The sequence below is a fragment of the Nocardiopsis sp. LDBS0036 genome (genome assembly GCF_041228755.1).
Lineage (GTDB): Bacteria > Actinomycetota > Actinomycetes > Streptosporangiales > Streptosporangiaceae > Nocardiopsis > Nocardiopsis dassonvillei.
Genome location: NZ_CP141103.1, coordinates 140,825 through 165,204, shown reverse-complemented (window position 1 = coordinate 165,204; position 24,380 = coordinate 140,825). Strand labels below are relative to the sequence as shown.

At 73.6% G+C, this 24,380-nt stretch carries 21 protein-coding genes and 1 CRISPR repeat array; of the genes, 13 read left to right on the top strand and 8 right to left on the bottom strand.

All coding sequences use genetic code 11. The features are described 5' to 3' along the window. The first annotated feature begins 12 nt into the window (after positions 1 to 12). A complete protein-coding gene (locus tag UIS43_RS00565; protein WP_013152408.1) occupies positions 13 to 2,505 on the top strand; it encodes an ATP-dependent Clp protease ATP-binding subunit in 2,493 nt (830 codons plus the stop codon). Between the two features lie 288 nt (positions 2,506 to 2,793). On the opposite strand, the gene UIS43_RS00560 is transcribed toward UIS43_RS00565, so the two are convergent. From UIS43_RS00560 to UIS43_RS00545, 4 genes are all read right to left on the bottom strand, one after another. Continuing rightward, positions 2,794 to 4,074, bottom strand: a complete 1,281-nt coding sequence (locus tag UIS43_RS00560; RefSeq protein WP_013152407.1) for a cellulase family glycosylhydrolase — start codon at positions 4,072 to 4,074, stop codon at positions 2,794 to 2,796. 538 nt (positions 4,075 to 4,612) lie between these two features. Continuing rightward, positions 4,613 to 5,578 (bottom strand): TIGR03557 family F420-dependent LLM class oxidoreductase, encoded by a 966-nt coding sequence (locus UIS43_RS00555; RefSeq protein ID WP_013152405.1) that lies wholly within the window; start codon positions 5,576 to 5,578, stop codon positions 4,613 to 4,615. Between the two features lie 55 nt (positions 5,579 to 5,633). Next, on the bottom strand, positions 5,634 to 6,848 hold the full coding sequence (locus UIS43_RS00550; RefSeq protein ID WP_049800292.1) for an SDR family oxidoreductase: 1,215 nt from the start codon (positions 6,846 to 6,848) through the stop codon (positions 5,634 to 5,636). A 264-nt stretch (positions 6,849 to 7,112) separates the two neighbouring features. After that, positions 7,113 to 7,469: a hypothetical protein gene (locus tag UIS43_RS00545; protein WP_013152403.1), complete on the bottom strand. Its 357-nt coding sequence runs from the start codon at positions 7,467 to 7,469 to the stop codon at positions 7,113 to 7,115. Between the two features lie 302 nt (positions 7,470 to 7,771). Here UIS43_RS00545 and mgrA point away from each other — a divergent pair, with 302 nt between their 5' ends. The 7 genes from mgrA to UIS43_RS00510 all read left to right on the top strand — a co-directional run bounded on the left by mgrA (position 7,772) and on the right by UIS43_RS00510 (position 15,461). Further along, a complete protein-coding gene (gene mgrA, locus UIS43_RS00540) occupies positions 7,772 to 8,770 on the top strand; it encodes an L-glyceraldehyde 3-phosphate reductase (protein WP_370012164.1) in 999 nt (332 codons plus the stop codon). Between the two features lie 39 nt (positions 8,771 to 8,809). After that, positions 8,810 to 8,944 (top strand): hypothetical protein, encoded by a 135-nt coding sequence (locus UIS43_RS00535; RefSeq protein WP_257786641.1) that lies wholly within the window; start codon positions 8,810 to 8,812, stop codon positions 8,942 to 8,944. A gap of 264 nt (positions 8,945 to 9,208) precedes the next feature. Continuing rightward, positions 9,209 to 10,525, top strand: a complete 1,317-nt coding sequence (locus UIS43_RS00530; protein ID WP_232238651.1) for an ATP-grasp domain-containing protein — start codon at positions 9,209 to 9,211, stop codon at positions 10,523 to 10,525. A 15-nt stretch (positions 10,526 to 10,540) separates the two neighbouring features. Beyond that, on the top strand, positions 10,541 to 12,565 hold the full coding sequence (locus tag UIS43_RS00525) for a CocE/NonD family hydrolase (RefSeq protein WP_370012163.1): 2,025 nt from the start codon (positions 10,541 to 10,543) through the stop codon (positions 12,563 to 12,565). 749 nt (positions 12,566 to 13,314) lie between these two features. Further along, positions 13,315 to 14,625 carry a cytochrome P450 gene (locus tag UIS43_RS00520; RefSeq protein ID WP_370012161.1) on the top strand — a complete coding sequence of 437 codons (1,311 nt, stop codon included), beginning with the start codon at positions 13,315 to 13,317 and terminating at the stop codon, positions 14,623 to 14,625. Between the two features lie 55 nt (positions 14,626 to 14,680). Further along, positions 14,681 to 15,085 (top strand): four-helix bundle copper-binding protein, encoded by a 405-nt coding sequence (locus UIS43_RS00515; RefSeq protein WP_013152398.1) that lies wholly within the window; start codon positions 14,681 to 14,683, stop codon positions 15,083 to 15,085. Positions 15,086 to 15,116: 31 nt separating this feature from the next. Beyond that, the gene (locus UIS43_RS00510; RefSeq protein WP_013152397.1) at positions 15,117 to 15,461 is read left to right on the top strand and encodes a hypothetical protein; all 345 of its coding nucleotides are present in this window, start codon (positions 15,117 to 15,119) and stop codon (positions 15,459 to 15,461) included. An 82-nt stretch (positions 15,462 to 15,543) separates the two neighbouring features. Here the strand turns inward: UIS43_RS00510 and UIS43_RS00505 are convergent, their stop codons facing one another. The 4 genes from UIS43_RS00505 to UIS43_RS00490 all read right to left on the bottom strand — a co-directional run bounded on the left by UIS43_RS00505 (position 15,544) and on the right by UIS43_RS00490 (position 18,074). Continuing rightward, positions 15,544 to 16,005, bottom strand: coding sequence for a PPOX class F420-dependent oxidoreductase (locus UIS43_RS00505; protein WP_370012158.1), 462 nt, complete (start codon positions 16,003 to 16,005; stop codon positions 15,544 to 15,546). A 115-nt stretch (positions 16,006 to 16,120) separates the two neighbouring features. Next, positions 16,121 to 16,771, bottom strand: coding sequence for a hypothetical protein (locus UIS43_RS00500; RefSeq protein WP_370012156.1), 651 nt, complete (start codon positions 16,769 to 16,771; stop codon positions 16,121 to 16,123). 83 nt (positions 16,772 to 16,854) lie between these two features. Next, the gene (locus UIS43_RS00495; RefSeq protein ID WP_013152394.1) at positions 16,855 to 17,025 is read right to left on the bottom strand and encodes a hypothetical protein; all 171 of its coding nucleotides are present in this window, start codon (positions 17,023 to 17,025) and stop codon (positions 16,855 to 16,857) included. Between the two features lie 95 nt (positions 17,026 to 17,120). Then, entirely contained in the window at positions 17,121 to 18,074 is a 954-nt protein-coding gene (locus tag UIS43_RS00490; protein WP_117198354.1) for a GNAT family N-acetyltransferase, read from the bottom strand. A gap of 80 nt (positions 18,075 to 18,154) precedes the next feature. After that, a CRISPR array of direct repeats spans positions 18,155 to 18,610; the repeat unit is 29 nt; unit sequence GGGACCATCCCCGCGTGCGCGGGGAGCAC. 364 nt (positions 18,611 to 18,974) lie between these two features. Between UIS43_RS00490 and UIS43_RS00485 the strand changes: the two genes are divergently transcribed. From UIS43_RS00485 to UIS43_RS00465, 5 genes are all read left to right on the top strand, one after another. Continuing rightward, a complete protein-coding gene (locus UIS43_RS00485) occupies positions 18,975 to 20,489 on the top strand; it encodes an FAD-dependent oxidoreductase (protein WP_013152392.1) in 1,515 nt (504 codons plus the stop codon). Between the two features lie 272 nt (positions 20,490 to 20,761). Then, on the top strand, positions 20,762 to 21,487 hold the full coding sequence (locus UIS43_RS00480; RefSeq protein ID WP_013152391.1) for a thioredoxin domain-containing protein: 726 nt from the start codon (positions 20,762 to 20,764) through the stop codon (positions 21,485 to 21,487). A gap of 2 nt (positions 21,488 to 21,489) precedes the next feature. Next, positions 21,490 to 22,797: a PQQ-binding-like beta-propeller repeat protein gene (locus UIS43_RS00475; RefSeq protein WP_013152390.1), complete on the top strand. Its 1,308-nt coding sequence runs from the start codon at positions 21,490 to 21,492 to the stop codon at positions 22,795 to 22,797. Positions 22,798 to 22,854: 57 nt separating this feature from the next. After that, on the top strand, positions 22,855 to 23,223 hold the full coding sequence (locus UIS43_RS00470) for a BlaI/MecI/CopY family transcriptional regulator (RefSeq protein WP_013152389.1): 369 nt from the start codon (positions 22,855 to 22,857) through the stop codon (positions 23,221 to 23,223). Then, the gene (locus tag UIS43_RS00465; protein ID WP_370012153.1) at positions 23,220 to 24,179 is read left to right on the top strand and encodes a M56 family metallopeptidase; all 960 of its coding nucleotides are present in this window, start codon (positions 23,220 to 23,222) and stop codon (positions 24,177 to 24,179) included. Before UIS43_RS00470 ends, UIS43_RS00465 begins: the two co-directional genes overlap by 4 nt. Positions 24,180 to 24,380 lie beyond the last annotated feature (201 nt).

The following is a 24,380-nucleotide window of genomic DNA, read 5'->3' as shown; positions in this document are numbered from 1 at the left end:
GACGAAGACGCCATGACACACGACCTTCCCGACGACCGCGGCAGCGACCCGGGTTCCTTCGACGAGTTCCTGGCGCGCTTCCTGGGGGCCCGGGGACCGGTCCGCCGCGTGGACCTGTCCAAGCTGATGAGCCCCGAGGCCCAGCAGGTGGCCGACGCCGCGGTGCGCCGCGCCCTGGAGGCCGGCAGCGCCGACGTCGACGCGGTCCACCTGCTGTGGGCCCTGCTGCGCTACCCGCCCACACGGGAGATGGTGCAGAACAGCGGCTCCGACGCCCAGCCGGTCATCGACGTGATCGACCAGGCGGTGTCGCAGACCCCGAGGTCGGTGCGCGGGTCCGCCCGGCTCACCCCCGTCGCCAAGCGCGCCCTCCTCGACGCCCTCCAGATCGCCCGCGCCACGGGCAGCTCCAGCATCACCCCCGAGCACCTGCTCTTCGCGCTGGCGGTCAACACCGACAGCGCCGTCGGCCAGCTCCTGCGCAGCTCGGGGATCACCCCGCAGTCGCTCCAGAAGGCCGCCGGGGCGCCGCCCGCCGCCGACCACGGCGAGGGCGAGCCCTCCGCCACCCCGACCCTGGACGAGTACGGCACCGACATGACCGGGCTGGCCCGCGAGGGCCGCCTGGACCCGGTGGTCGGCCGCGACGACGAGGTCGAGCAGTGCATCGAGGTGCTCGCCCGGCGGCGCAAGAACAACCCGGTGCTCATCGGCGACCCGGGCGTGGGCAAGACCGCGATCGTGGAGGGCATCGCCCAGCGCATCTTCGACGAGGACGTCCCCGAGACCCTGCTCGGACGCCGCCTGGTCCAGCTCGACCTGGCCGGGGTGGTGGCGGGCACGCGCTACCGGGGCGACTTCGAGGAGCGCCTGAACGCCATCGTGGACGAGATCCGCGCCCAGTCCGACCAGCTGCTCGTCTTCATCGACGAGATCCACACCATCGTCGGCGCCGGTGCCGCCGAGGGGTCCATGAACGCCGGGAACATGCTCAAGCCCGCGCTGGCCCGCGGCGAACTGCACATCATCGGCGCGACGACCGTGGACGAGTACCGCAAGAACATCGAGAAGGACGCGGCCCTGGAGCGCCGCTTCCAGCCGATCCAGGTGCCCGAGCCGTCGGTGGAGGACACCGTCGAGATCCTGCGCGGGCTGCGCGACCGCTACGAGGCCCACCACCAGGTGCGGTTCGCCGACGAGAGCCTGGTGGCGGCGGCCGAGCTGTCGGACCGCTACGTCACCGACCGCTTCCTGCCCGACAAGGCCATCGACCTCATCGACCAGGCGGGCGCGCGGGTGCGCCTGCGCCTGAAGTCCTCCAGCTCCGGGCTGCGCGAGCTGGAGGGCAGGCTCAAGAACCTGGAGGAGGCGAAGGAGAAGGCGGTCCAGCAGGAGGACTACGAGCGCGCCTCGGCGCTGCGCGACGAGATCGCCGCCGCCAGGAGCTCGATCCACCAGGCGCGCGGAACCGGTTCGTCGGTCCCCGAGGTGACCAGCGCCGACATCGCCGAGGTGGTCTCCCGCAGCACCGGCATCCCGGTCTCCCAGCTGACCCAGGAGGAGCGGGACCGGCTGGTCAACCTGGAGGAGGTGCTGCACGAGCGGGTGATCGGCCAGGACGAGGCGGTCACGGCCGTCTCGGAGGCGATCCGCCGCTCGCGGGCCGGTCTGGGCGACCCCGACCGGCCGGTGGGCAGCTTCCTGTTCCTGGGCCCGACCGGTGTGGGCAAGACCGAGCTGGCGCGGGCGCTGGCCGAGGCCCTGTTCGGGTCGGAGGACTCCATGGTCCGCATCGACATGAGCGAGTTCCAGGAAAGGCACACCGCCAGCCGCCTGACCGGGGCGCCCCCGGGGTTCGTGGGCTACGAGGAGGCGGGCCAGCTCACCGAGGCGGTGCGCCGCCACCCGTACTCGGTGCTGCTGCTGGACGAGGTGGAGAAGGCCCACCCGGACGTGTTCAACCTGCTGCTCCAGCTGCTGGACGACGGCCGCCTGACCGACGGGCAGGGGCGGACCGTGGACTTTCGCAACACGGTGGTCATCATGACCAGCAACCTGGGGTCGGAGGCGATCACCGGCGGCGCGCCGATGGGCTTCACCGCCGACGGCCAGATGGACCCCGACACCGAGCAGCGGGTGATGCGGCGGCTGCGCGAGGAGTTCCGCCCCGAGTTCATCAACCGCATCGACGAGGTCATCGTCTTCAAGCAGCTCGGCGAGGAGCAGCTGGGCCGGATCACCCGGCTGCTGCTGGAGCGCACCGAGGAGCGGCTCAAGGCGCAGGACATCACCGTGCGGTTCACCGACGAGGCGGTGGGGTGGCTGTCCGAGCGCGGCTACCAGCCCGCCTACGGCGCCCGGCCGCTGGCGCGCACCATCCAGCGCAACGTCGGCAACAGGCTCTCGCGCATGGTGCTGGACCAGCAGCTCGTGGCGGGCGACCACGTCCTGGTGGACGTGGACGAGCAGGGTGAGCTGCGCATCTCCACCGTGCAGTCGTACTGAGGGACGGACCGCCGCGCCCGGCGGGGCAGGACGGAGCGGGCTCCGCGAAACCGGACGACGACCCCGGGGAGCGGATCCGCCCGCGACCGGGTTCCGGTGAGGGCTTCCCCCGGAGACGACGGGGTGCCGCCCGCGCTCGGCGTGGGCGGCACCCCGTGTCCTCCGTGAATGGGCCGGGCCCCCGGTGCCGGGACCGCGGCCCCGGCCGTGGGCGGGTGGCCGCGGCCCCGGCCGGGCTGGTAGGGCCTCCGCTTCAGGGCCCGGGCCCGACCGCCTGGCCCGGGTCGGTCAGCAGGCGCCGAGGTCCCGCCAGACGCCCCACTCACCCGTGGTCCCGGGCTCCTCCCCCCGTGTCCACCACTGGGCCCGGTACAGGCGCCCGCCGTGGCTGACCTGGTCGCCGCCGGTGTACACCTCTCCCGAGGACCAGGCCGGGGTCTCGCACGCGTCCGGGTCGGTGGGATCGGTGGGGTCGGTCGGGACGACCCCGCTCTCGCGGATGCGGTCGCGGATCCACTCCCCCGCGGGCTTGAGCGACTCGGTTCCGGTCCAGGGGCCGTCGGCGGCGCAGGTGCCCGTCTCGAACACCGCGCCGGAGCGGAAGTCGTCGGAGAAGTTCCAGTTCACCCAGCTGATCTGCTCCTCGGCCAGGAGGTCGAGGTAGGCCTGGGCCGAGGCGAAGTCGTTGGGCCCGTCGCCGGTGGCCTCCTGGGTGCCGAACTCGGTGACGAACAGCGGCAGGTCCCGCGCCGCGGCCCGCAGGCCCTCCCGGTGGAAGTCGCCGTGCGTGGCGGCGTAGAAGTGGAAGACGTACATGATGTTGTCGGCGTCCACCGGGTCGGCGGTGATCTCGGTGTGGTCGGAGCCCTCGGACAGGCCGAGGGAGGACCAGCCGCGGGTGCCGACGAGCACGACGGCCTCGGGGTCCTCGGCGCGCACGACCGGGATGATCTCCTCCGCGTAGCCGCGGATCGCGTCCCAGGAGACCCCGTGGGGCTCGTTGGCGATCTCGTACAGGACGTTGTCCTTGCCGGCGTGGACGGAGGCGATCTCGGAGAAGAAGGTGCGCGCCATGTCGGTGTTGTGGTTCGGGTCGCCGGGCGTGAGCATGTGCCAGTCGACGATGACGTACATGCCGCGTGCGGTGCCCTCCTCGATCAGTTCGTGGACCCGGTCGGTGAAGCCGCGCGGGTCGGTCTCGTAGCCGCCCTCCTGGATGTACATGGACACGCGCAGGACGTCGGCGTTCCAGTCGTGGGCGAGCGCGTCCAGGGAGCCGTCGGTGAGGCAGTCGCTGTACCACTGCAGGCCGTGGGAGCTCATCCCGGTGAGCTGGACGGTCTCTCCGCTCTCGTCGCAGAGTTTGAGGCCGCAGACCCGCAGCTGGCCGTGGGTCTCGACGGGGCTGGCGGCGGCCCGGACCGGCGCCTCGGCCGCCGAGGAGGCGGGGGCGGCCGCGGCCGTGCCCTGCGCGGCGACGAGCGCGAGGGGTGCGAGCAGGAGCGCGCCGGCGAGGGCGGCGCGGACGGGGGCGGGACGCCGTCGGGCGGGGGCGGGGGGTTGCGCCACTGTGGTTCCTCCAGCAGGTGGCGGCCCGGTGCCGCCCGGGCGGGCGGTCCGAACCGGAAGGAGTCTTTCCCGTGCAACCTAGGCCGATCGTCACGCACGGGACAATCCCCCTGACGCGACGGATTCACTTTCGTGCACGCCCGCGCCGGGCGTCCGGTCGGCGCTCCCCCCCGCTCAGCGGCCCCGTCCGGCGACACGCGGGCCGGACGGAGCCTCCCCGCGCACGGCGGACCGCGGGGCGCGCGGGTCACCAGCGGTGCGCGCCCCGCGGTCCCACCCGCGCGAAGGTCCGGCGGGTGTCTCAGGCGGGTTCGGGCTGGGGCTCCGGTCCCGGCGGTTCGGGGAGCGGTCCCGGGCCGGGCGGTTCCGGCTCGGGCACGGGCTCGGGCGGGGAGGGAGGCGGCATCGGGGTCGGAGGGAACGGATCCGGCGGCATCGGCCCCGGTTCGCGCAGGGTGCCGTCACGGGTACGGGTGTGCATCTGTCCTCCTCACGGGCGCGGCCCGCGGACTCTGCCGCCCGCGCGCCGCACCGCTCGTCAGGCCCCGGCCCGCAGCCGGGGCAGAACCTCCTCCGCGTAGAACGCGAAGAAGCCGTCCTGGTCGTCGCCCACCTGGCAGACGTAGACCTCGTCCACACCGGCCTCCAGGTACGGGCGGATCGCCGCCACGTGCACCTCCGGGTCGGGTCCGCAGGCGATCTCCTCCGCCACCATGTCCTCCGTGACCAGCCCCTGGGTGAGCTGTTCGAAGTGTCGGGGCAGCGGCAGCAGTTGGGGCGCCTCCCCCGCCAGCGCCTCGTTGGGCCAGCGCTCGTGCGCCACCCGCCGGGCCTCGGCCTCGCTCGGCGCCCAGCAGACCTTGAGCCCGCCCTGGACGGGTTTGCCGTCGCCGCCCCAGGCGCGGAAGTTCTCGACCGTCTCGTCGCTGGGTGCCACCTGGATCAGGCCGTCGGCCTCCCTGGCCGCCAGCCCCGTGGCCTTGGGGCCGAACGCCGACATGTAGATCCCCGGCGGCTCCTCCGGCAGCGTGTACAGGCGCGCGGTGTCCACCTCGTAGTGGCGGCCCCGGTGGGTGACGAGCTTGCCGGTCCACAGCTTGCGCATCACCTCCATGGCCTCCTCCAGCATCTCCAGGCGCCGGGCCGCGGGCGGCCAGGGCTGGCCGAGGATGTGCTCGTTGAGCGCCTCGCCGGTGCCCACGCCCAGGGTGAACCCGCCCCGGACCATCGACGCGGCGGTCGCCGCGGCCTGCGCGACCACCGCCGGGTGCACACGCGTGGTGGGGCAGGTCACCGCCGTGGTGACCGGCAGGGACGTCACCTGCCCGATGGCGCCGACCACCGACCACACGAAGGGGCTCTGCCCCTGCGCGTCCAGCCAGGGGTGGTAGTGGTCGGAGATCCACAGGGAGTCGAACCCGGCCTCCTCTGCGGCCCGCGCCTGGCGGACCAGTTCCCGGGGCCCGTGCTCCTCGCTGGCGAGAAAGTATCCGAAACGCGTCACGTCGTGCTCCCCCGATTCGCGGTCGCCGGTCGCCGTTCACCGCGGCGGCCTCCGGTCAGCGGCCGGGCCCGCCCGGTCCCGGCCCGGACCCTTCCGGTCCGTCGGCGTCCGGCCCCCGGTCCCCGGAGGTGCCGCCGCCCTCGTCGTCCCTCTGGTTGAGGCGCCTGCTCGCGCGCTCGTTGAGCGCCGTGGGCAGCTTCAGCACCCGGTTGACCACGGTGTCGTCCGCCTCGCGCCCGGGCCTGCGCTCCACGGATCCGCCCGGATCCGGCAGGACCCGGTCCATGACGCGCATGGCGCCCTGGACGAAGGAGGGGCACAGCCCCCGCGCGACGATGGCCGCCCGGGCCAGTGGCGTGAGCACCAGGTAGCTGCGCCCCCGCGCGGCCGCCTCCACGATCCGGCGCGCCGCGCGCTCCCCGCTCACCGAGACCAGGGGCAGCCCGGCGCCCAGGGAGAACCAGGTGTACTCGTGTTCGGGGTCTCCGGAGAAGACGGCGGCCTTGTGGGAACCGGTGCGCATCAGCCCCGGGACCACCGTGGTGGTCCGCACGCCACGGCGGGCGACCTCGGCTCCCAGTCCCTCGGAGAGGCCGACCTCGGCGAACTTGGCGCAGGAGTAGGGCAGCAGGTGCGGCACGCTCAGGTGGCCGCCGATGGAGGTGATGGTGACCAGGGAGCCGCGGGTGCGCTCCAGCGGGCCGATGGCGGCCCGGGAGATGCGCAGCGGCGCCCAGAACATGGTCTCCATGGCGTCGCGGAAGTGGCTCTCCGAGAGCGTCTCCTGCGGCCCCACCTGGATGATGCCCGCGTTGTTGACGACGAAGTCCAGGTGGCCGAAGGCCGCGGTGGCCTCCTCGACCAGCTCCTGGGCGCACTCGGGGTCGCGGACGTCGCACCGGACGCCGCGCGCCCGCACGCCCCGCTGCTCCAGGTCGGCCACCGCACGGTCGAGTTCGTCCTGGTCGCGGGCGCAGATCACGACGGACGCGCCGCGCCGGCCGAACTCGCGGGCCAGCTGGAGTCCGAGCCCGCGGGAGCCGCCGGTGATGAGCGCGACCCTGCCGTCCAGCAGGGCGGGCCGTCGCGGACCGGCCAGCGCCGCGGCTCCCAGGCCCAGGGCGGCACCCGCCACCATCCAGGGGACCGTCCCGCCGCGTCGGCGGCGCCGCCGCGGTTCGGGTTCGTCCCACCGGTCACGCCTGTCCCGGATTCGGGACGCCGCCCAGCCCGCACCGGCCAGGACCAGGGGCGCCCTGCCGCGGATCACCGGCCGCCCCGTCCGCCGTGGCCGCGGGCCGGGCCCGCGGTGGATGCCAGCGCCATGTCACTCCCTGTGCGTCGGAGAAGAGCGTTCCAGGGGGATGTGGGTGTACGGCTACCCGAGGCGGCGGAGCGAAAACGACCGGTGGCCGCGCTCCGGTCCGCGTCCCCGGGCCGGGTTCCCGTCAGCGGCGGCGGGGACCGCGGACACCGCCGCGAACACGGGAGCGGTGTTCCGCGCCCCCGTGTCCCGGCGGGGCCGGGGACCGCCTCACTGGCCGCCGGGCCGGTAGTCGCCCTTGGGCTTGGCGGGCTGGTTGGGGACGCCCTGCGGCGGCGGGCTGAACGCGGGAGCTGCGGTGTCCTCGCTCACCGGTGAGCCGCCGGCGGGCGGCCCCGGGCGCTCGGGCTGGAAGTCCTGCGAGCCCCCGGAGGGTTCGGCGCCCTGCTCCAGCTCCGTCAGGCGGTGCTCCAGGATCTCCAGGACGTTGATCCGGTTGGCGTGTTCGGACTCGTAGTGGATGAGCTGGCGCATCTGGTCGGCGTCGAGCGAGCGGACACGGTGCTGGAGCGTCCCCAGCGGAAGGCCCTCGTAGCCCTCGATCGGGGGCTGGGTCTCGTGATGCATCGACGTTCACTCCCTCTTCTGTCTGTACGGAACCGGGGTGACAGGCGTACGGGCTACCCGTGAGCCCCCGCACGAAACCGCAGGTGGCCGTGGCGGGGACGGGTTCCGGCCCCCCGGCGGCGGGACTCCTCGGCACGGGCGGGAGCGACGGGGCGGCCGTGGCCGGCACGGTTCCGGATGCCCCGAACCGCCGACGCGGGGGCGCTGTTGGTGCGCCTGTCCCGCGCGCTGTACTCTCCGCACGCCGGTCCGCCCGCCCGCGCGCGGGGACCCGGCGCACAGCCACACGAGGGAGAGATGCCATGACCTACGTCGCCGCCCCCGAGCGGTACGAGACGATGCCCTACCGGCGGTGCGGCCGCAGCGGCCTGCGGCTGCCCGCCCTGTCCCTGGGGCTGTGGCACAACTTCGGCCACGAGCGCGGTATCGAGGACCAGAGAGCCGTCCTGCTGCGCGCGTTCGACCTGGGCGTGACCCACTTCGACCTGGCCAACAACTACGGCCCCCCGCCCGGCTCCGCGGAGGAGAACTTCGGGCGGGTCATGACCCGGGACCTGCGCCGCTACCGCGACGAGATCGTGGTCTCGACAAAGGCCGGGTACCTGATGTGGCCCGGCCCCTACGGCGAGTGGGGCTCGCGCAAGTACCTGCTGTCCAGCCTGGACCAGAGCCTGGAGCGCATGGGCCTGGAGTACGTGGACGTGTTCTACCACCACCGGCCCGACCCCGACACCCCGCTGGAGGAGTCCATGGGCGCGCTGGACACGGCCGTGCGCCAGGGCAAGGCCCTGTACGCGGGCGTGTCCAACTACTCCCCCGAGCAGACGCGCGAGGCCGCGGCGATCCTGCGCGACCTGGGCACGCCGATGCTCATCCACCAGCCCTCCTACTCGATGTTCAACCGGTGGGTGGAGGACGGGCTGCTCGACGTGCTCGACGAGGTCGGCGCGGGCTCCATCGCCTACTCCCCGCTGGCACAGGGGCTGCTGACCGACCGCTACCTCCACGGTGTGCCGGAGGGTTCGCGGGCGGCCGGGAGCAGCCCCTTCCTGAACGCCAAGGGCATCACCGAGGAGGTGCTGGAGCGGGTGCGCGGGCTCGACGGGATCGCCCGGCGGCGCGGGCAGTCACTGGCGCAGATGGCGCTGGCCTGGGTGCTGCGCGGCGGCCGGGTGACCTCGGCGGTGATCGGCGCGAGCAGCGTCGAGCAGCTGGAGGACAACGTGGCCGCGGTGGCCGACCTGGAGTTCGACGCCGGGGAGCTGGCCGAGATCGACCGGTACGCTCCCCGCGCGCGCTGAGCGGGTGGTCCGCCCGTTCCTGGCCAGGGCGGTGGACAGGTGCCCCCGCGCGCTGAGCGGGTGGCGGACCTGGCCGACATCGGCACCCGCCGCGAGGTGTACCCCCGCGCTGAGCGGGTGGGTCAGGACCTCGCACTCCACGAGGGCGCGCGGGGGTACGCCTCCGCGCGCTGACGTCCCTACCGCCCGGCTGTCCCCTTCCGCACCAACGTCCTCTGCCACCCCACCGGCCCCGCCGCGGACCCGCGACCGTCCGCGGCGGGGCCCGCGCGTGCGCGCCGCGCGCGTCGCGGCGCGCGCGTCGCGGCGCGCGCGTCGCGGCGCGACGACCAGCGCTTCCGCGGCGTGAGGCGCGACACGCCCGCGTTTGGAGCACCCGGCACGGGTTAGGCGCATGCGTATGCATCCCCGCTCCGAGGAGCCCAGAAGAGGAAGGCGGTGCAGGTAACCGTGAAGAACGTGTTCGTGGTCGGCCTGGACGAGCACAACCTGGAGATCCTGCGCAGGACCCCCACAGGTCAGCACTGCGAGTTCCACCAGCTGCTGAACCTGGACGAGCTCCAGGTCGGCGAGATCGACATCCAGGAACTCCTGGCCAAGGCGGAGAGGATCCTGGACGACTTCGACGGGAGCGTCGACGCGATCGTGGGCTACTGGGACTTCCCGGTGACCCTGTTCGTGCCCATCCTCTGCTCCCGCCGCGGCCTCCCCTCGTCCTCCCTGGAGTCCTTCGTCAAGTGTGAGCACAAGTACTGGAGCAGACTGGAGCAGCAGAAGGTCATCGACGAGTACCCGGCCTTCGGCCTGGTCGAGCTGTCCGAGGAGAACCCCGCGCCCCCCGAGAGCCCGTCCTACCCGATGTGGCTCAAGCCGGTGAAGTCGGCCTCCTCCGAGCTGGCCTACAAGGTCGGCGACGACGAGGCCTTCCAGCAGGCGGTGTCCCTCCTCCGCGACGGGGTCGACCGCATCGGCCGCCCCTTCGAGCAGATCCTGGAGATGGTGGACCTGCCTCCCGAGATCTCCTCCGTTGGCGGGCGCACGGCCCTCGCCGAGGCCGCGATGCAGGGCGTGCAGGCGGCCGTCGAGGGCTACGTGTACAAGGGCGAGGTCGTGGTCTACGGCGCCCTGGACTCGGTCGACTACCCGGGCAGCTCGGTGTTCCTGCGCCACCAGTACCCCTCCGGCCTCCCCGAGAACGTGTGCCGCTGGATGTCCGAGGTCGCCACCAAGGTCATCGAGCGGGTGGGGATGGACAACTCCACGTTCAGCGTCGAGTTCTTCTACGACCCCGTGGAGGAGAAGCTGGGCCTGCTGGAGGTGAACACGCGCCACTCCCAGTCCCACGCCGAACTCTTCGAGCTGGTGGACGGGGTCGCCAACCACGAGCGCATGCTGCGGCTGGGCTTCGGGCAGGACCCCGCCCTGGACGAGGACGCCCGGGGCGAGTACCGGGTGGCCGCGGAGTGGTACCACCGCCGCTTCGAGGACGGCGTCGCCGCCCGCGTGCCCACCCCCGAGGAGGTGTCCGCGCTGGAGGAGTCCCTGCCCGGCGTGACGATCGAGATCGTGCCCAAGCAGGGGCAGCGGCTCTCGGACATGACCGCCCAGGACAGCTACAGCTTCGAACTCGCCAAGATCACCATCGGCGCCGAGGACGAGACCGCGATGCGCGCCAAGTACGAGCGTTGCGTCGACGAGCTGGTCTTCGAGTTCGAGGACGAGCACGGGACGAAGGACAAGCTGGCCGAACACTAGGAGGGTCCCCGGTCCATGCACGTGGTCAACAACCTGCCCAACGCCGTCCAGGAGGACGAGCACCTGTGGATACCGATGTCGGACGGTGTGCACCTGGCCGCCAGGGTGTGGCGGGCGACCTCCTCCGACGTGTCCCCCGTCCCGGCGGTCCTGGAGTACCTCCCCTACCGCAGGCGCGACCTGACGTCGGTGCGCGACTCCATGCACCACCCCTACATCGCCGGGCACGGCTACGCCTGCGTCCGCGTGGACCTGCGGGGTACCGGTGACTCGGAGGGCGTGCTCACCGACGAGTACCTGGAGCGCGAGCAGCTGGACGCCGAGGAGGTGCTGGCCTGGCTGGCCGAGCAGCCCTGGTGCAACGGGAAGACCAGCATGATGGGGCTGTCCTGGGGAGGGTTCGCCGCGCTCCAGGTGGCGGCCCGCCAGCCCCCGAGCCTGGGCGCGATCGTCATCAGCTCCTTCACCGACGACCGGTACGGCGACGACTTCCACTACATGGGCGGTTGTCTGCTGTCGGACAACCTCGCCGAGGCGGGGACGATGTTCTCCGCGGGCACCTGCCCGCCGGACCCGGTGACCGTCGGCGACGACTGGCGGCGGATGTGGCACGAGCGGCTGGAGGCCACCGAACCGTGGGTCCTGGAGTGGCTGCGCCACCAGCGGCGCGACGACTACTGGCGGCACGCGTCGGTGAGCGAGGACTACTCGAAGGTGCGCTGCCCGGTGCTGGCCTCCAGCGGGTGGGCGGACGGCTACTCCAACGCCGTCTTCCGGCTGCTGGAGAACCTGGAGGCGCCCAGGCGGGGGCTGATCGGCCCGTGGTCGCACCGCTACCCGCACATGGGCAGCCCCGGCCCGGCGATCGGCTACCTCCAGGAGGTCGTGCGCTGGCTGGACCGCTGGCTCAAGGGCAGGGAGAACGGTGTCGACGAGGGCCCGTCCCTGTGGGCGTGGATGCAGGACAGCGTGCTCCCCTCCACCGCCTACACCGAGCGCCCCGGCCGGTGGGTGCGCGAGGACGTGTGGCCCTCGCCGAGCGTGGAGTACCGCGGCTACCCGCTGGCCAGGTACCGGATCGGCCGCCCCGGAGAGGAGGTGCACTCGGAGTCGCTGACCGTGCGGTCGCCGCTGACCGTGGGCCAGTTCGCGGGCAAGTGGGCCTCCTACAACGCCCCGCCGGACCTGCCCTACGACCAGCGCGAGGAGGACGGCGGTTCCCTGGTCTTCGACAGCGACGTGCTGTCGGAGGACGTGGAGATCCTGGGCGCCGCCGAGGTGGAGCTGGACGTGTCGGTCACCGAACCGGTGGCCATGGTCGCCGCGCGGCTGGTGGACGTCGCGCCGGACGGCAGCGCCACGCGGGTGACCTACGGGCTGCTCAACCTCACCCACCGCGACGGCCACGAGCACCCCGAGAAGCTCGAACCCGGTGAGATCTACCGGGTGAAGGTCACGATGAACGGTGTCGCGCAGGCGTTCCCGGCGGGGCACCGCATCCGGCTGTCGCTGTCCACCTCCTACTGGCCGCTGGCCTGGCCGCCGCCCAAGCCCGCCCTGCTGACCGTGCACCCGGAGAACAGCAGGCTGCTGCTGCCGGTGCGTCCTCACTCCGAGGCGGACGAGCCGCACCCGGAGCCCTTCGGGGAGCCGGAGGCGGCGCCGGAGATCTCCACCACGCGCCGGGAGAAGCCGGAGCACAGCTGGACCGTCTACAGGGACCTGGTGGACACCCGGTCGGCCCTGGAGATCGTCAAGGACGGCGGCATCCTGCACTTCGACGACATCGACCTGGACGTCGGTCGGCGCGCCTACGAGTACTACGAGTCCGTGGCGGGCGACTTCACGTCCGCGCGCGGTGAGTCGACGTGGACGATGCGCTTCGCGCGGGACGGGTGGCGGACCCGGACCGAGACCCACACGTCGCTGGAGTGCACCGAGACCGAGTTCCGGGTGTACGCGACTCTGGACGCGTTCGAGAACGACGAGCGGGTCTTCTCCCGGCAGTGGACCGAGACGCTGCCCCGGGACTACCTGTGATCCGCTGCCGGTGACCCGCGGCCGTTCGCGGCCGGGGAACGGCGGGCGCCCCGGTCCTCACCGGACCGGGGCGCCCGCGTGTGCGCGGGGACGCTCCGGTCCCGCGGAGGCGGGGCGCACGTGCGCGAAAGACATCCCGGCCCCATCGAGGCGGGGAGCGCCGGACCGCGGCTTCGAGGGGTTCGGGCACCTCGCGTGCCCCGGCCCGTCGGGGCGGGCAGGGGCACGAAACCCCCGGCGGGCGACCGCGAGGCCCCGGATCCGAAGCGGCCGGGTGTGCGAAGGCCGTGTGCGCGGAGGCCGGGCGGCGCACGGTGACCCCGCAAGTCGCAGAAGTCCCGTGCGTCCCTGTTCGGACACGCCCGGACCGGGGCAGGGGACGGAGTAGAAACCTGGAACCGGCACGTGAGCGGTCAAGGCGGGGAGAACCGGGTCCGGCAGGCCCGCACCTCACCCGGCCTGGGAACAAGGTAACCAGCTCACCGGCACTCATGAGGGCCGTGGGATCTACGGGAGCCGTGAGAGCTGCGAGAACCCGGTGCGGGGCCAGGACCGGCAGCCGTAGGGACCCAAGGCCGACAACAGCAATCCACCGCAGCGAACCGATCGAGGGGACGGTCTCGATGCCCACAGAACACCAGGAGGCACACCGGCGCCGGGGAGCGCATCCGCCACAGGACGCGGGCTCCCGGCCGGAGACGGAACTCCGGCGGGGGGCGCGCCGCCCCACCGCCGCGGAGGAGGCGCGCGTGCTGTCCTCGGTTCTGCTGCCCAACCTGGCGCGGGGCGTGATCGTACGCCGCCCGCTGATGACGGGCCTGGTCGCCGGCCTGGACGCCGACCGCAGGGCGGTCTCCCTCCTGCGCGGCCTGCGCGAACGCCACGGCGACGACCCCCTGCCGCTGCGCCTGGCGGGACGGCGGCTCGCCCTGGTCCTGTCCCCGCAGGACGTGGGCCGGCTCTTGCGGGAGACGCCCGAACCCTTCTCCCCCGGCGGCATGGAGAAGCGCGGTGCGCTCTCCCACTTCCAGCCGCACGGAGTGCTGATCTCCGACCACGACGCACGGCCCGGGCGCCGCGCGGCCAACGTCGCCGCCCTGGTGCCGGGCCAGACGATCCACCCCGACGGGGACGTCGTCGCCGGACAGGCGGACGACGAGGCGCTGGCGCTCAGGCTGGCACTGCGGAGCGGGGAGGTCCTGGACTGGCGCAGGTTCGCCGACTCCTTCCACGCCATGGCCCGGCGCGTGGTCTTCGGCTCGTTCGCCGCGCAGGACCGCCGCACGACCGAACTCCTGCACACTCTGCGCTCGCGCGCGAACTGGGCCTACGCGGCCCCGGCCGACCACGCGGCGAGGGAGGAGTTCCTCGGGCGGGTGCGCGCCAACATCGAACGCGCCGCACCGGGCAGCCTCGCCGCCCGCCTGGTCGCGGGGTCGGCCGCCGCGAAGTCGGCCGCCGGGTGCCCCCACGGCGGGGACGGCCAGGGCGCGGACGTACACCCGGAGGACCAGGTGGCGCACTGGCTGTTCGCCTTCGACGCGGCCGCCGTCGCCGCGTTCCGCTCCCTGGCGCTGCTGACCTCGCTCAGCCCCGGCGCCCACGCGGCCCGCGAGGAGGCGGACGGCCGCGAGGGGCTCGACCTGCCGCTGCTGCGGGCGACGGTGCGCGAGTCGGTGCGGCTGTGGCCGACCACGCTCATGGTGATCCGGGAGAGCACGCGGGAGACGGCCTGGCGGGAGGAGGTGTTCGAGGCGGGAACGGCCTTCCTGGTCGTGAGTTCCTACTTCCACCGGGACTCCTCCCGGCTTCCGTACGCGGACGCGTTCGAGCCGGAGGTCTGGCTCGACGGGCGCGCCGAGGCGGAGCCGGGGATCGTGCCCTTCAGCTACGGCCCCGCCGGGTGCGCGGCGCGCGACCTGGTTCCGCTGACGGTGTCGCTGTTCCTGCGCGCCCTGCTCCGGGGCCGGAACCTGACCCGCGTGGACGCGGGCGGGCCGCTGCCCGCGTCGGGGCTCCCCGCCTCGCTGAACCACTTCGCGCTGCGGTTCTCGCTGTGAAAGCCCCGGTCCGGGCCCGCCCCGGGTCCGGACCGGAAACGTTCGAGGAGGAGTCATGAGCGTCGTCGAACAGATGCTGGACACCCGCTCCGACCGCCGGGGCGACGGGATCGAGGAGAGGGTGCGGGCCTGCATCGAGGCCTGCGGCGCGTGCGCACAGGCGTGCGTGCTGTGCGCGGACTCCTGCCTGGGCGAACGGGCGGTGGCCGAACTGGTCGCGTGCGTGCGCCTGGACCTGGACTGCGCCGACGTGTGCGAGTCCACCCAGCGGGTGCTCTCGCGACGGACCGGGGAGGACGACACCCTCGTCCGGACACTGGTCAAGGCGTGCGCGGAGGCCTGCCGCCTGTGCGGCGAGGAGTGCGACCGCCACGCCGCCCGGCACGAGCACTGCTGGGTGTGCGCCGAGGCGTGCCGCCGCTGCGAGTGCGCGTGCCGTGAGCTTCTCGCGGCCCTGTGAGGACCGCGCCCCCACCCGAAGGAGGAAGGCGATGGAGTGGGCGACACCCGGCGCGCTGTTCGGGATCCTGATGGCCCTCGTCATCCCGATCGGGGTGATCTTCCTGGTGCTGTGGATCATCCGCCGGGACACGATCCGCAAGCAGGAGGCCGTGCGCTCGCCGGACTACTGGAAGGAGCGGCCCGAGGGCAGGCGGTACCCGACCGGCTGGGACAGGGACAGCATGCCGGGGCTCGGGACCGCCCGGCCCGGGGAGGGGACCGCGGGGACCTCGTCCGGCGAGGACTGGAAGCCGCCGCCCGAGGGCGGGGACCCGCCCGACCGGGGGGCCGCGCCTCCGGACGACGACTGGCGACCGCCGCCCGCGGGGCGGTGACCCGGGCTCCGCGGCGGCTGGGCGTGTGGTCCCGGATCCGGTCGGCGAAGCCCTGGGCCGAGGCCGCGACCGGCGGCCGGGCTCAGACCCGGTCGGCCGGGAAGCCGCCGGTGGCGACCGGACCCCACCGCTTCGGGGTGACGCGGACGAGGGACTTGCCCTGACGGCGCATGGCCTCGCGGTACTCGTCCCAGTGCGGGTGCTCGCCGGAGATCACCCGGAAGTACTCGACCAGGGGCTCGACCGCGTCCTCCCCGTCGATGACCTCGGCCTCCCCGTCGACCTGGACCCAGGCGCCGTCGAAGTCGTCGGACAGGACCACGACGCTGACCCGGGGGTCGCGCCGGGCGTTGCGGGTCTTGGCGCGCTCGGGGTAGGTGGAGACCACGATCCGGCCCTGGGTGTCGACGCCGCAGGTCACCGGGGAGGCCTGGGGCCCGCCGTCCGCGCGGCGGGTGATGAGGAGCGCGTGGTGGCGGGGGCGCACGAACTCCAGCAGGCCGTCGAGGTCGACACGGGTGTTGGTGGCGATCGAAGGGCTCATCTTCTCGCTTTCGCTGTTCGCGGGTCCGCGCGCGCCTCGCGCGGACCGGGACAGCGTATCCGCCTGTGGGCGGGGCCGGGCGGGGCCGACGCGCGGTCCCGGGCGGGGCCTCGGTTCAGTCACGGCCGGAGTCGGAGCGGTCCCGGTCGGACGGGGTGTGAAGTGCCAGGAGCTCCCTGCTGCGCCGCCTGCGCAGGAGCCACACCGGGAGCATGAGGCACGGGGTCAGGACACAGGCGAGGGTGACCGTCCCCAGCAGGGCGCGCGGAAAGTCCAGTGCCTCATCGGAGGGCAGTGCGAGGGCGCCCAGGGCGCAGGCGGCCGCGACGAGGGCCGCCACCGCCACCGGGATCCTCACGGAGGGGGCGTCGAGCACCTGCTCGGCCTGGAGGGCGGCCACACGGTTGGTTTCGGGGTCGGCGCCGGGTCGGCCGAGGATCAGCCGGTCCGTGGCGGCACGCAGGGTTTCCGGGGAGACGGCGGCCTGCACCGCCGGGTCCTGGGACACACGCGGACGCGGCGGAGTGGTGAACAGGGCCATGAACGAGCTGAAGACCACTCCGGCGACGATGCCGTACAGGAGCGAGGTCCACGGGTCGGACCCGAGCAGCAGGAACTGGGCGAAGCCCATGACGCAGCCGAGGGAAAGGCCCTGGTGGAGACCGTAGAAGACCTTCCTGCTGCGTTCGCTCCGGTTGGCACGGAGGCGGAGACGGGTGAGGGGGTCCCGAGGCCCGGGAGCGGCGTGCGCGGAGGGGTCGCTCATGCGGGGAGCCTATCCGTCTGCCGCGCGGACAGGCCGGTCCCGGAGCCGCCGTCGGTCGGTGCGGCCCCGGGACCGCGGCCGGTTCACTCCGTGCCGAAGTCCTCGCGGCTGAGGTCCTGCTCCTCCATCCTGTCCTGGAGCTCGGCCTCCAGTTCTCCTCGGGTGTCCGGCTCGCGGGCGTCGTCGCTGTGGTCGGCGTCGACGACCTGGTCGGTGTCCGTGGTCTTGGGCCTGGACTCCTCCGGAACGCTCATGTCCGGTTCTCCTCCCTGTCGGGTGACTGGCCCGCCCCTACCCGAGGTCGCCGGAGACCACACGCGCACCTCACGCATCAGGAGTCACATGGATCTCACTCCGCGGTCGCCGGCTTGACGAGCGGCGCGTCCCGCACGAGCATCCGGAACCCGACGCCGTAGTACAGCCCGCGCGCCTCGGGGTGTCCCGGCGCGCCCAGGCAGGCGACCGTCGCGTGCGTGGCCCCGGCCGCCCTCGCCAGGCGCATTCCGTGCAGCAGCATCGCCCTGCCCAGCCCCCGGCGCCGGTAGTCCGGATGGGTGCCGACCGGCTCGAACTCGACGGTTCCGTTGGCCTCGTCGAGCCACATGATCGTCGAGGACGCCATCGTCCCGTCCGGCGCCTCCACCAGGACGTGCAGGTCGCCGCGGTAACCCGCCGTCCGCCGGACGCCCCGGTAGGCCTCGGCCGTGTACGCCGAGGGTGCCCAGGCGTCCAGATGTGCCCGGACCGCGGCCTCCGGCCCGGCCTCGTCGGCGGTGCGGAACCGGAACCCGGTCGGCAGCACCGGCTGTTCCACGTCGGTGAGGTCGCGCTCGTTGAGCTGGGTCCAGGTCCCGTCGTCGCCGAGCGATTCGGGGTCGGTCCCGTAGCCGTGCGCCGCCCACCGTTCCAGGGCGAACCCGTCGGCGGCGCTGGGCAGCACCGTGCGTTCGAGGCCCGCCGCCGTGGCGTCGTACCAGGCGATCACCTCGTCGACCAGCCCGGCGTGGTCGGGGTGGACCTGGTGCATCAGGTAGGCGCCGGTGACGTCCCTGACCGAGCCGTCGCTCAGCCTCACCCGGCGCGGAAGGCGGAGCCAGCCCCACGCGACCAGTTCCCCGCCGGAGAACCACAGCCGACGCGGCCAGGTCGCGCCGTCGCTGGCGTGCCCCCGGCCCCAGTTCCAGGCCAGCTCGCCGAACGAGGCGTCGCTGTTCACCAGGTCGGGGCGGATCGCGGTGACGCGCTGCGCCAGCCCCTGCATGAGCCGCACGTCCGCGGCGGTCACAAGTTCGGAACCCGTCATGGTGCGCCACTGTGTCAGGTCGCCCCGAAGCCGTCGAGCGGTTTTCCGGGGACGACGAACGCGGAAGTCAGTGGGGATCGGGCCCCATCCCCGCGTGCGCGGGGAGCACCGCTTCCACTTCCCCCGCCCGGCCCCACCCACGGGACCATCCCCGCGTGCGCGGGGAGCACTGGCTGGTCGGACTGACTGTGGCGGTCGGCTCGGGACCATCCCCGCGTGCGCGGGGAGCACGCGAGCCTTCGCATACGGGGGCTCGCGGTGGGGGGACCATCCCCGCGTGCGCGGGGAGCACGTCAGCGTCGAACAGTCGGTAGAGGGCAGTCGGGGACCATCCCCGCGTGCGCGGGGAGCACACCCGGCCCGCCCTGTTGCGCATGCCCGCCTGGGGACCATCCCCGCGTGCGCGGGGAGCACGATGGCGTGCAGGAAGGGTCGGCCACCGGTGAGGGACCATCCCCGCGTGCGCGGGGAGCACTCCTGGACGCGGTCGCGGCGGTAGCCGTTGCGGGGACCATCCCCGCGTGCGCGGGGAGCACAGTCAATGACCTGCGAACTTACCAGCGGCAAGCAGCCGAATTTCCAACTTCTTCAGAAACAGACACACGCACCACAGGCCCCAAGAGAACCAAAAACTCACCAACCACCAAAACGCTGTAGCTCCAGAAGACCCAACCTACAGACCGCTATCCCCCTCTGCCGGGGAACCACCGCACACCACCACTCTCCTTTCGCCCAGCCCGTGTTCGCCACGCACCCCTCCCCCGGCTCTGGAAGCGGCGCGGGTCCATGCCCCGACCCGAGGCTCCGGCGGTAGCGACCGGGAACGCTGGGTAGCTGGTGTAGGCGCTGTCCGTCGCACGGGGGCCGACGGCGTCTGGACCTGATCGGGAGGGGCAGAGGATGCAGCACAGGAGCGTGTGGACGGTCGTGGAGAACCGACCGGAGTTTCCCCGTCTGAGCCAGGACGTGGAGGTCGACGTCGCGGTGGTGGGAGGCGGCATCGTCGGGCTGACCACCGCGCTGCTGGCGCGGCGGGCCGGTGCGGGCAGCGTCGCGGTGCTGGAGGCGGGGCGCCTGGGCCAGGGCACGACGGGGCACACCACCGGCAAGGTCACCTCCCAGCACGGGCTGGTCTACGCGGGGCTGATCGACCGGTACGGCCAGGACCTGGCCCGCGTGTACGCCGACGCCAACCAGGCCGGGGTGGAACTGGTCGCCGAACTCGCCGGTGAGTACGGCATCGACTGCGACCTCACCCGCGCACCCGCCGTGGCCTACACCCGCGACCCCGCGCAGCGCCGGACCCTGGAGGAGGAGGCGGCCGCGGCCCAGCGCCTGCGCCTTCCGGCGTCGCTGGTGGAGACGACCGACCTGCCCTTCGGGATCGAGGCGGCGGTACGGTTCGACCAGCAGCTGCACTTCCACTCGGGCCGCTACGTCGCCGGTCTGGCCGAGGCGCTGTCGGCGGCCGGCGGGCAGGTGTTCGAGCACACCCGCGTGCTGGAGGTGGAGGAGGAGCGGGACGGCACCGTGCGGGTGCGCACCGACGACGCGACGGTCCGCGCCAGCTCCGTGGTGGTGGCGACGCTGCTGCCGATCAACATGATCGGGGGGTACTTCGCCAGGACGCGCCCCTTCCGGTCCTTCGGGCTGGCGGCCCGGCTCCACGGTCCGGCACCCCAGGAGATGGCGATCTCCATCGACTCGCCCAGCAGGTCCACGCGGCCGTGGCCGGACCGCGGCCCCAACGGGCTGATCGTGGTGGGCGGCGGTCACGAGACCGGCACCGGGCAGGACACCCAGGCGTTGTGGGACGACCTGGAACAGTGGACCAGGTCCACCTTCGACGTGGACGCGGTGGAGTACCGCTGGTCGGGTCAGGACTACACCACGGCCGACCAGGTGCCCTACATCGGTCGTTCGTCGATGAACGACCGGATCCTGGTGGCGACGGGGTTCAACAAGTGGGGCCTGAGCAACGGCACCGCCGCCGCCGTCATCCTGAGCGACCTCCTCCAGGGCCGCGACAACCCCTGGCTGGCGATGTTCGACGCGACCCGCGTCGGTGACGCCAAGGCCGTGGGGCGGCTGATCAAGGACAACCTCAAGGTCGGCGCGGACATGGTCGGCGGACACCTGGGCCGGCTGTACCCCCACCACGCCCGCCACCTGGACCGGGGCCAGGGCGGCGTCGTCGAGGTCGACGGCGACTCCGTCGGCGCGTACCGCGACGAGCGGGGCGGGCTCCACGCCGTCAGCCTGAACTGCACCCACCTGGGCTGCCGACTGGCCTGGAACGCGGCGGAGACCAGCTGGGACTGCCCCTGCCACGGCTCCCGGTACGACACCGACGGCAGCGTGCTCAACGGTCCGGCGGTCAAGCCCCTGCCCACCGTCGACCTCGACGACGCCTGACGTCCATAGGGGCGTTCCGAACGCGCACGACTGGAGGGCTTCCCCGTCCACGACGGTCACGACGACGGGGAAGCCCCGCCCGGGCGGGCCCACCCCGGACCGGAACGGGCGCGGGCCGAAGCGCCCCGGGCGTCGGCGTCCCCGGCGACCGGTCCCCGCCCCGCCCGCGGCTCGGCGTGTACCGGAGCCCGGCCTGCCGACGGACGTTGTTCTATCCTGGATAGAATAAAAACTATCGTCCATAGAAGCTACCGCGTGCGAGGCCCCCGACCATGTCCGAGCCATCCCGACGCAACAGAGCCCCGGCCCTCCTGCTGGCCGGAAGCGCCTGTGCGCTGTTGCTGCTCACGGCCCTCTTCGTGAACGCCGAGGACTCCGGGGCCGCGGGCTCCCCCGGCGGGACCGCCGCCGACACGGTCAGCGAGGAGACACGGGCCGCGGGAGAGGAACTGGCCCGCCGGGACCCGGCCGACCCCCACGCGATGGGGACCGCCGACGCCCCGGTGGTGCTCATCGTCTACTCCGACTACCTCTGCCCGTTCTGCGCCGACTGGGTCCACCGGACCCAGCCCGAACTGGTCGAGGCCTACGTCGCCCCGGGGCTGGTCCGGATCGAATGGCGCGAGTTCCCCTACCTCGGAGAGGGCTCCCGCCTGCTCGCCCGGGGGGCGGTCGCCGCCGGGAACCAGGACCGCTTCTGGGAGTACCACGCCCGCGTCTACGCCGCCCCTGAGGACTTCACCGGCGACGCGGACGAGGTGCGCGCGAGCATGCGCGACGCCGCCGAGGAGATCGGCCTGGACACCGACGCCTTCGCCCGCGACCTGGACGCCGCCGAGGCCGGGGCGGCCGTGGAACGGGACTTCACCGAGGGACAGGACATGGGGATGAGCGGCGCACCGGCCTTCCTCGTCAACGGCGACCCCGTGCTGGGCGCCCAGCCCCTGGAGGCCTTCACCGACAGCATCGACGCGGCGCTGCGCGCGGCCGGGCGGTGACCATGACTCCCCTTCAGTCCCCCGGACGGCCCCTGCCCCGCCGGAACGCCCCCGGGCCGGGCCGTACGCGACGGGCACGCAACCCGGTGCGCACGGCCGCCGCGGCGTGCCTGCTGCTGGTGCTCACCGCCTGCGGCAGGCCCGGACTCGCCGCTCCCCGGGACGCACGGCCCCTGGACGAACCGCCCGTTCCCCCGGTGGCCGTGGACGCCGCGCGCGTCCCCGGCGTGCTCGGCGACCGTGGGCTGTGGACCTCCCCCTACTCCTCCGAGCCCAAGGCCACCGACGACGGTTTCGTCGGTCTGGTCGCCGACGACGGGGGCGGGGACCTGCGCTTCCTCGGGGTGGACGCCCGAGGGCGCACCCGCTGGTCGACGCCGCGCAACCCGAGCTGCACGGGGTTCACCACGACCCGCGGCGGCCGGGGCGGGGAGCTGGTCGTGCTCCTGGACAGCGACGCCGCGCCCGAACGCGGCCTGCTGGCCGCCACGGTCACCGCGGCGGCCTACGACCCCTCCACCGGGCGCAGGGTCTGGGGGCCGACCGAGGTACCGGGCACGTGGGTGGGCCCCGGCCTGGTCTTCGCACGGGTCTCGCACACGGTCATGAGCGAGGAGACCGGCCCCAGGGTCGCCCTGGCAGCGGACACCGGGGCGGTGGCGGCCGACGAGGAGGACGGTGACGCGGTGCTCCACGAGTACCAGGGAACCCTCCTGGTCCATCGAGACGGCGGACTCCGCGCGATCGACACCTCCTCGGGCGAACAGCTGTGGCGGGGTTCCGAACTCCCCGTCCCCGACTCCCTGGCCCGCGGGACGGGGGAGACCACCCTGACCTACGGCCACCGTCCCGCGAGCGACTCCGCCGGGCTCGTGACCCTGCGCTGGGAACGCGGCGGGGCGGCGGTGTACACCGTGCACGACGTACGCGACGGCCGTCCCCTGGCTGAACTGTCCTCGCGCGCCGAACCCGTCACGGTCGCGGACGGATCCGGGCGCGCGGCGGTCGCGGGCGTCTCCGCGGCGACGGGCGCGCCCGTGCTCCTGGGCCGCGGGGGACCATCCCGGGACGGGCTCTGGTCGGTGGAGGCCCGTCCCGGCGAACGCCCCGTGCGCGTCGTCGGCGGCCTGCTGTACACCGCCGCCGACGACGGGAACCGCGTCCTGTCCACGGCCGACGGGCGGACCCTGGAGGAGGGGACGTGGGAGATCCCCGTGGCGGGGCCGGAGCGCGGCCCGGTACTGGTGGAGGCGGGCGACGGCGACGGCTCCTACGTCGCCGTGGCCCGCTCCGGGCCCGAACGGGACTGAGAGGGGCACCACTATGCTGAACCCGATCCGCGCGGCGAAAGGTGGGACACGGGCGTCATGATTCCTGGACTCGGACCGTTGGAGGCGGCGGTCATGGAGGTCCTGTGGGAGGCGTCCGAACCCCTGGCGGTGCGGCAGGTGCGCGAGCGCCTCACCGACCACGCGACCGCCTACACCACCATCTCCACCGTTCTGGAGAACCTCAGGCGCAAGGGGTGGGTCGACCGCGAACAGCTCGGCCGCGTGTGGTTCTACCGCCCCGTGCGGGACCGTTCGGCGCACGCCGCCGACGTGATGCACGAGGCGCTGACCGGCAGCCGTGACTCCGAGGCCACACTGCTGCGGTTCGTGGACGGCATGAGCCCCCAGGACGTGCGCGCCCTGCGCACCCTGCTCGACGGCCTCCCTCCCGAGGAGGAGGCGTGATCTGGCCGTTGGCCGCCGTCTGCGCGGTCGTCGCGCTCGGCGTCAGGGGGCCGGACCTCCTGCGCCGCGCCTCGCGCTCCTGCGGCCCCGGGCCGAGGACGATGCTGGCGCTGTGGACCCTGGCGACCGCGGTCTGGTCGGCCTCCTGTGCGGCTCTGGCAGCCGTGTTCGCCGCCGAACTCCTGGGGCCCTCGGTCAAGGCGGTCCTGGCCGCGTGCCTGAGCGTGTTGCAGGCCCTGGAGCGCGACAACGCCGGGTGGGGCGTGGGCGTCAGCGCCGCGCTGGTCCTGGCGGCGGCGCTGCGCCTGCTGTGGACGGGGGTGCGGCGCGGGAGGGCGGGCAGTTCCTGGAGGCGTTCCCACCACCGTGACCTGCTCTCCCGCGCGCGGCGCCGCCTCCTGCACGGTCAGCGGGTGTGGCTGGTCGACTCCGCCGAGAGCGGGGCCTACTGCGTGCCCGGCGCGCAGGGGGGCGTGGTCATCACCCGGGGTGCTCTGGAGGTGCTGAGCGGGCCCCAGGTACGCGCCGTCCTGGCCCACGAGAAGGCCCACCTGAGCCAACGCCACCACCTCGTGGTCGGGTGGGTGCGCCTGCTCGACTCCGCCTTCCCCCGGGTCCCCCTCTTCCGCGCGGCGGCGTCCGAGGTGCCCGTCCTCGTGGAGTGGGCCGCCGACGACCGGGCCGTGCGCGAGGTCGGCGTGCGCCCGCTGGTGCACGCCCTGGGAGCCCTGGCGGAGGCCGGTCGGAGCCGTTCCCCGCAGGTCCTGTCCATCGACGGCGCCCGCCCGGTCGACCGGGTCCGGCGCCAGGTCGCACCGCTCGCCGGATGCCGACGGTGGAGGGCGCGTGCGCGCACCGCGCTGGTCGCCGCCCTGGTCTCGGCTCCCCTGCTGATCACGGTCGCCTCGGCGCTGGCCGGGGTCCTCCTCCCGTACTGCGACTGCGCGGCCTACTGACTCCTCCGTCCGCGGTCCGCGCCGGAAGGCGCCCCGGCCACCCCGACCGCCCCGGCCGGGGCGCGCCCGGTGCGCCGTGCCCGTCCCCGCGCGCGGCTCGCCGGGGGCGGCTCGCCCGCGGTCCCGTCCCGGAGGAGACACCGCTCACCGTCCTCCGCACGCTTCTTCTATCTGACATAGAAACTGTACTAAGCTGGATAG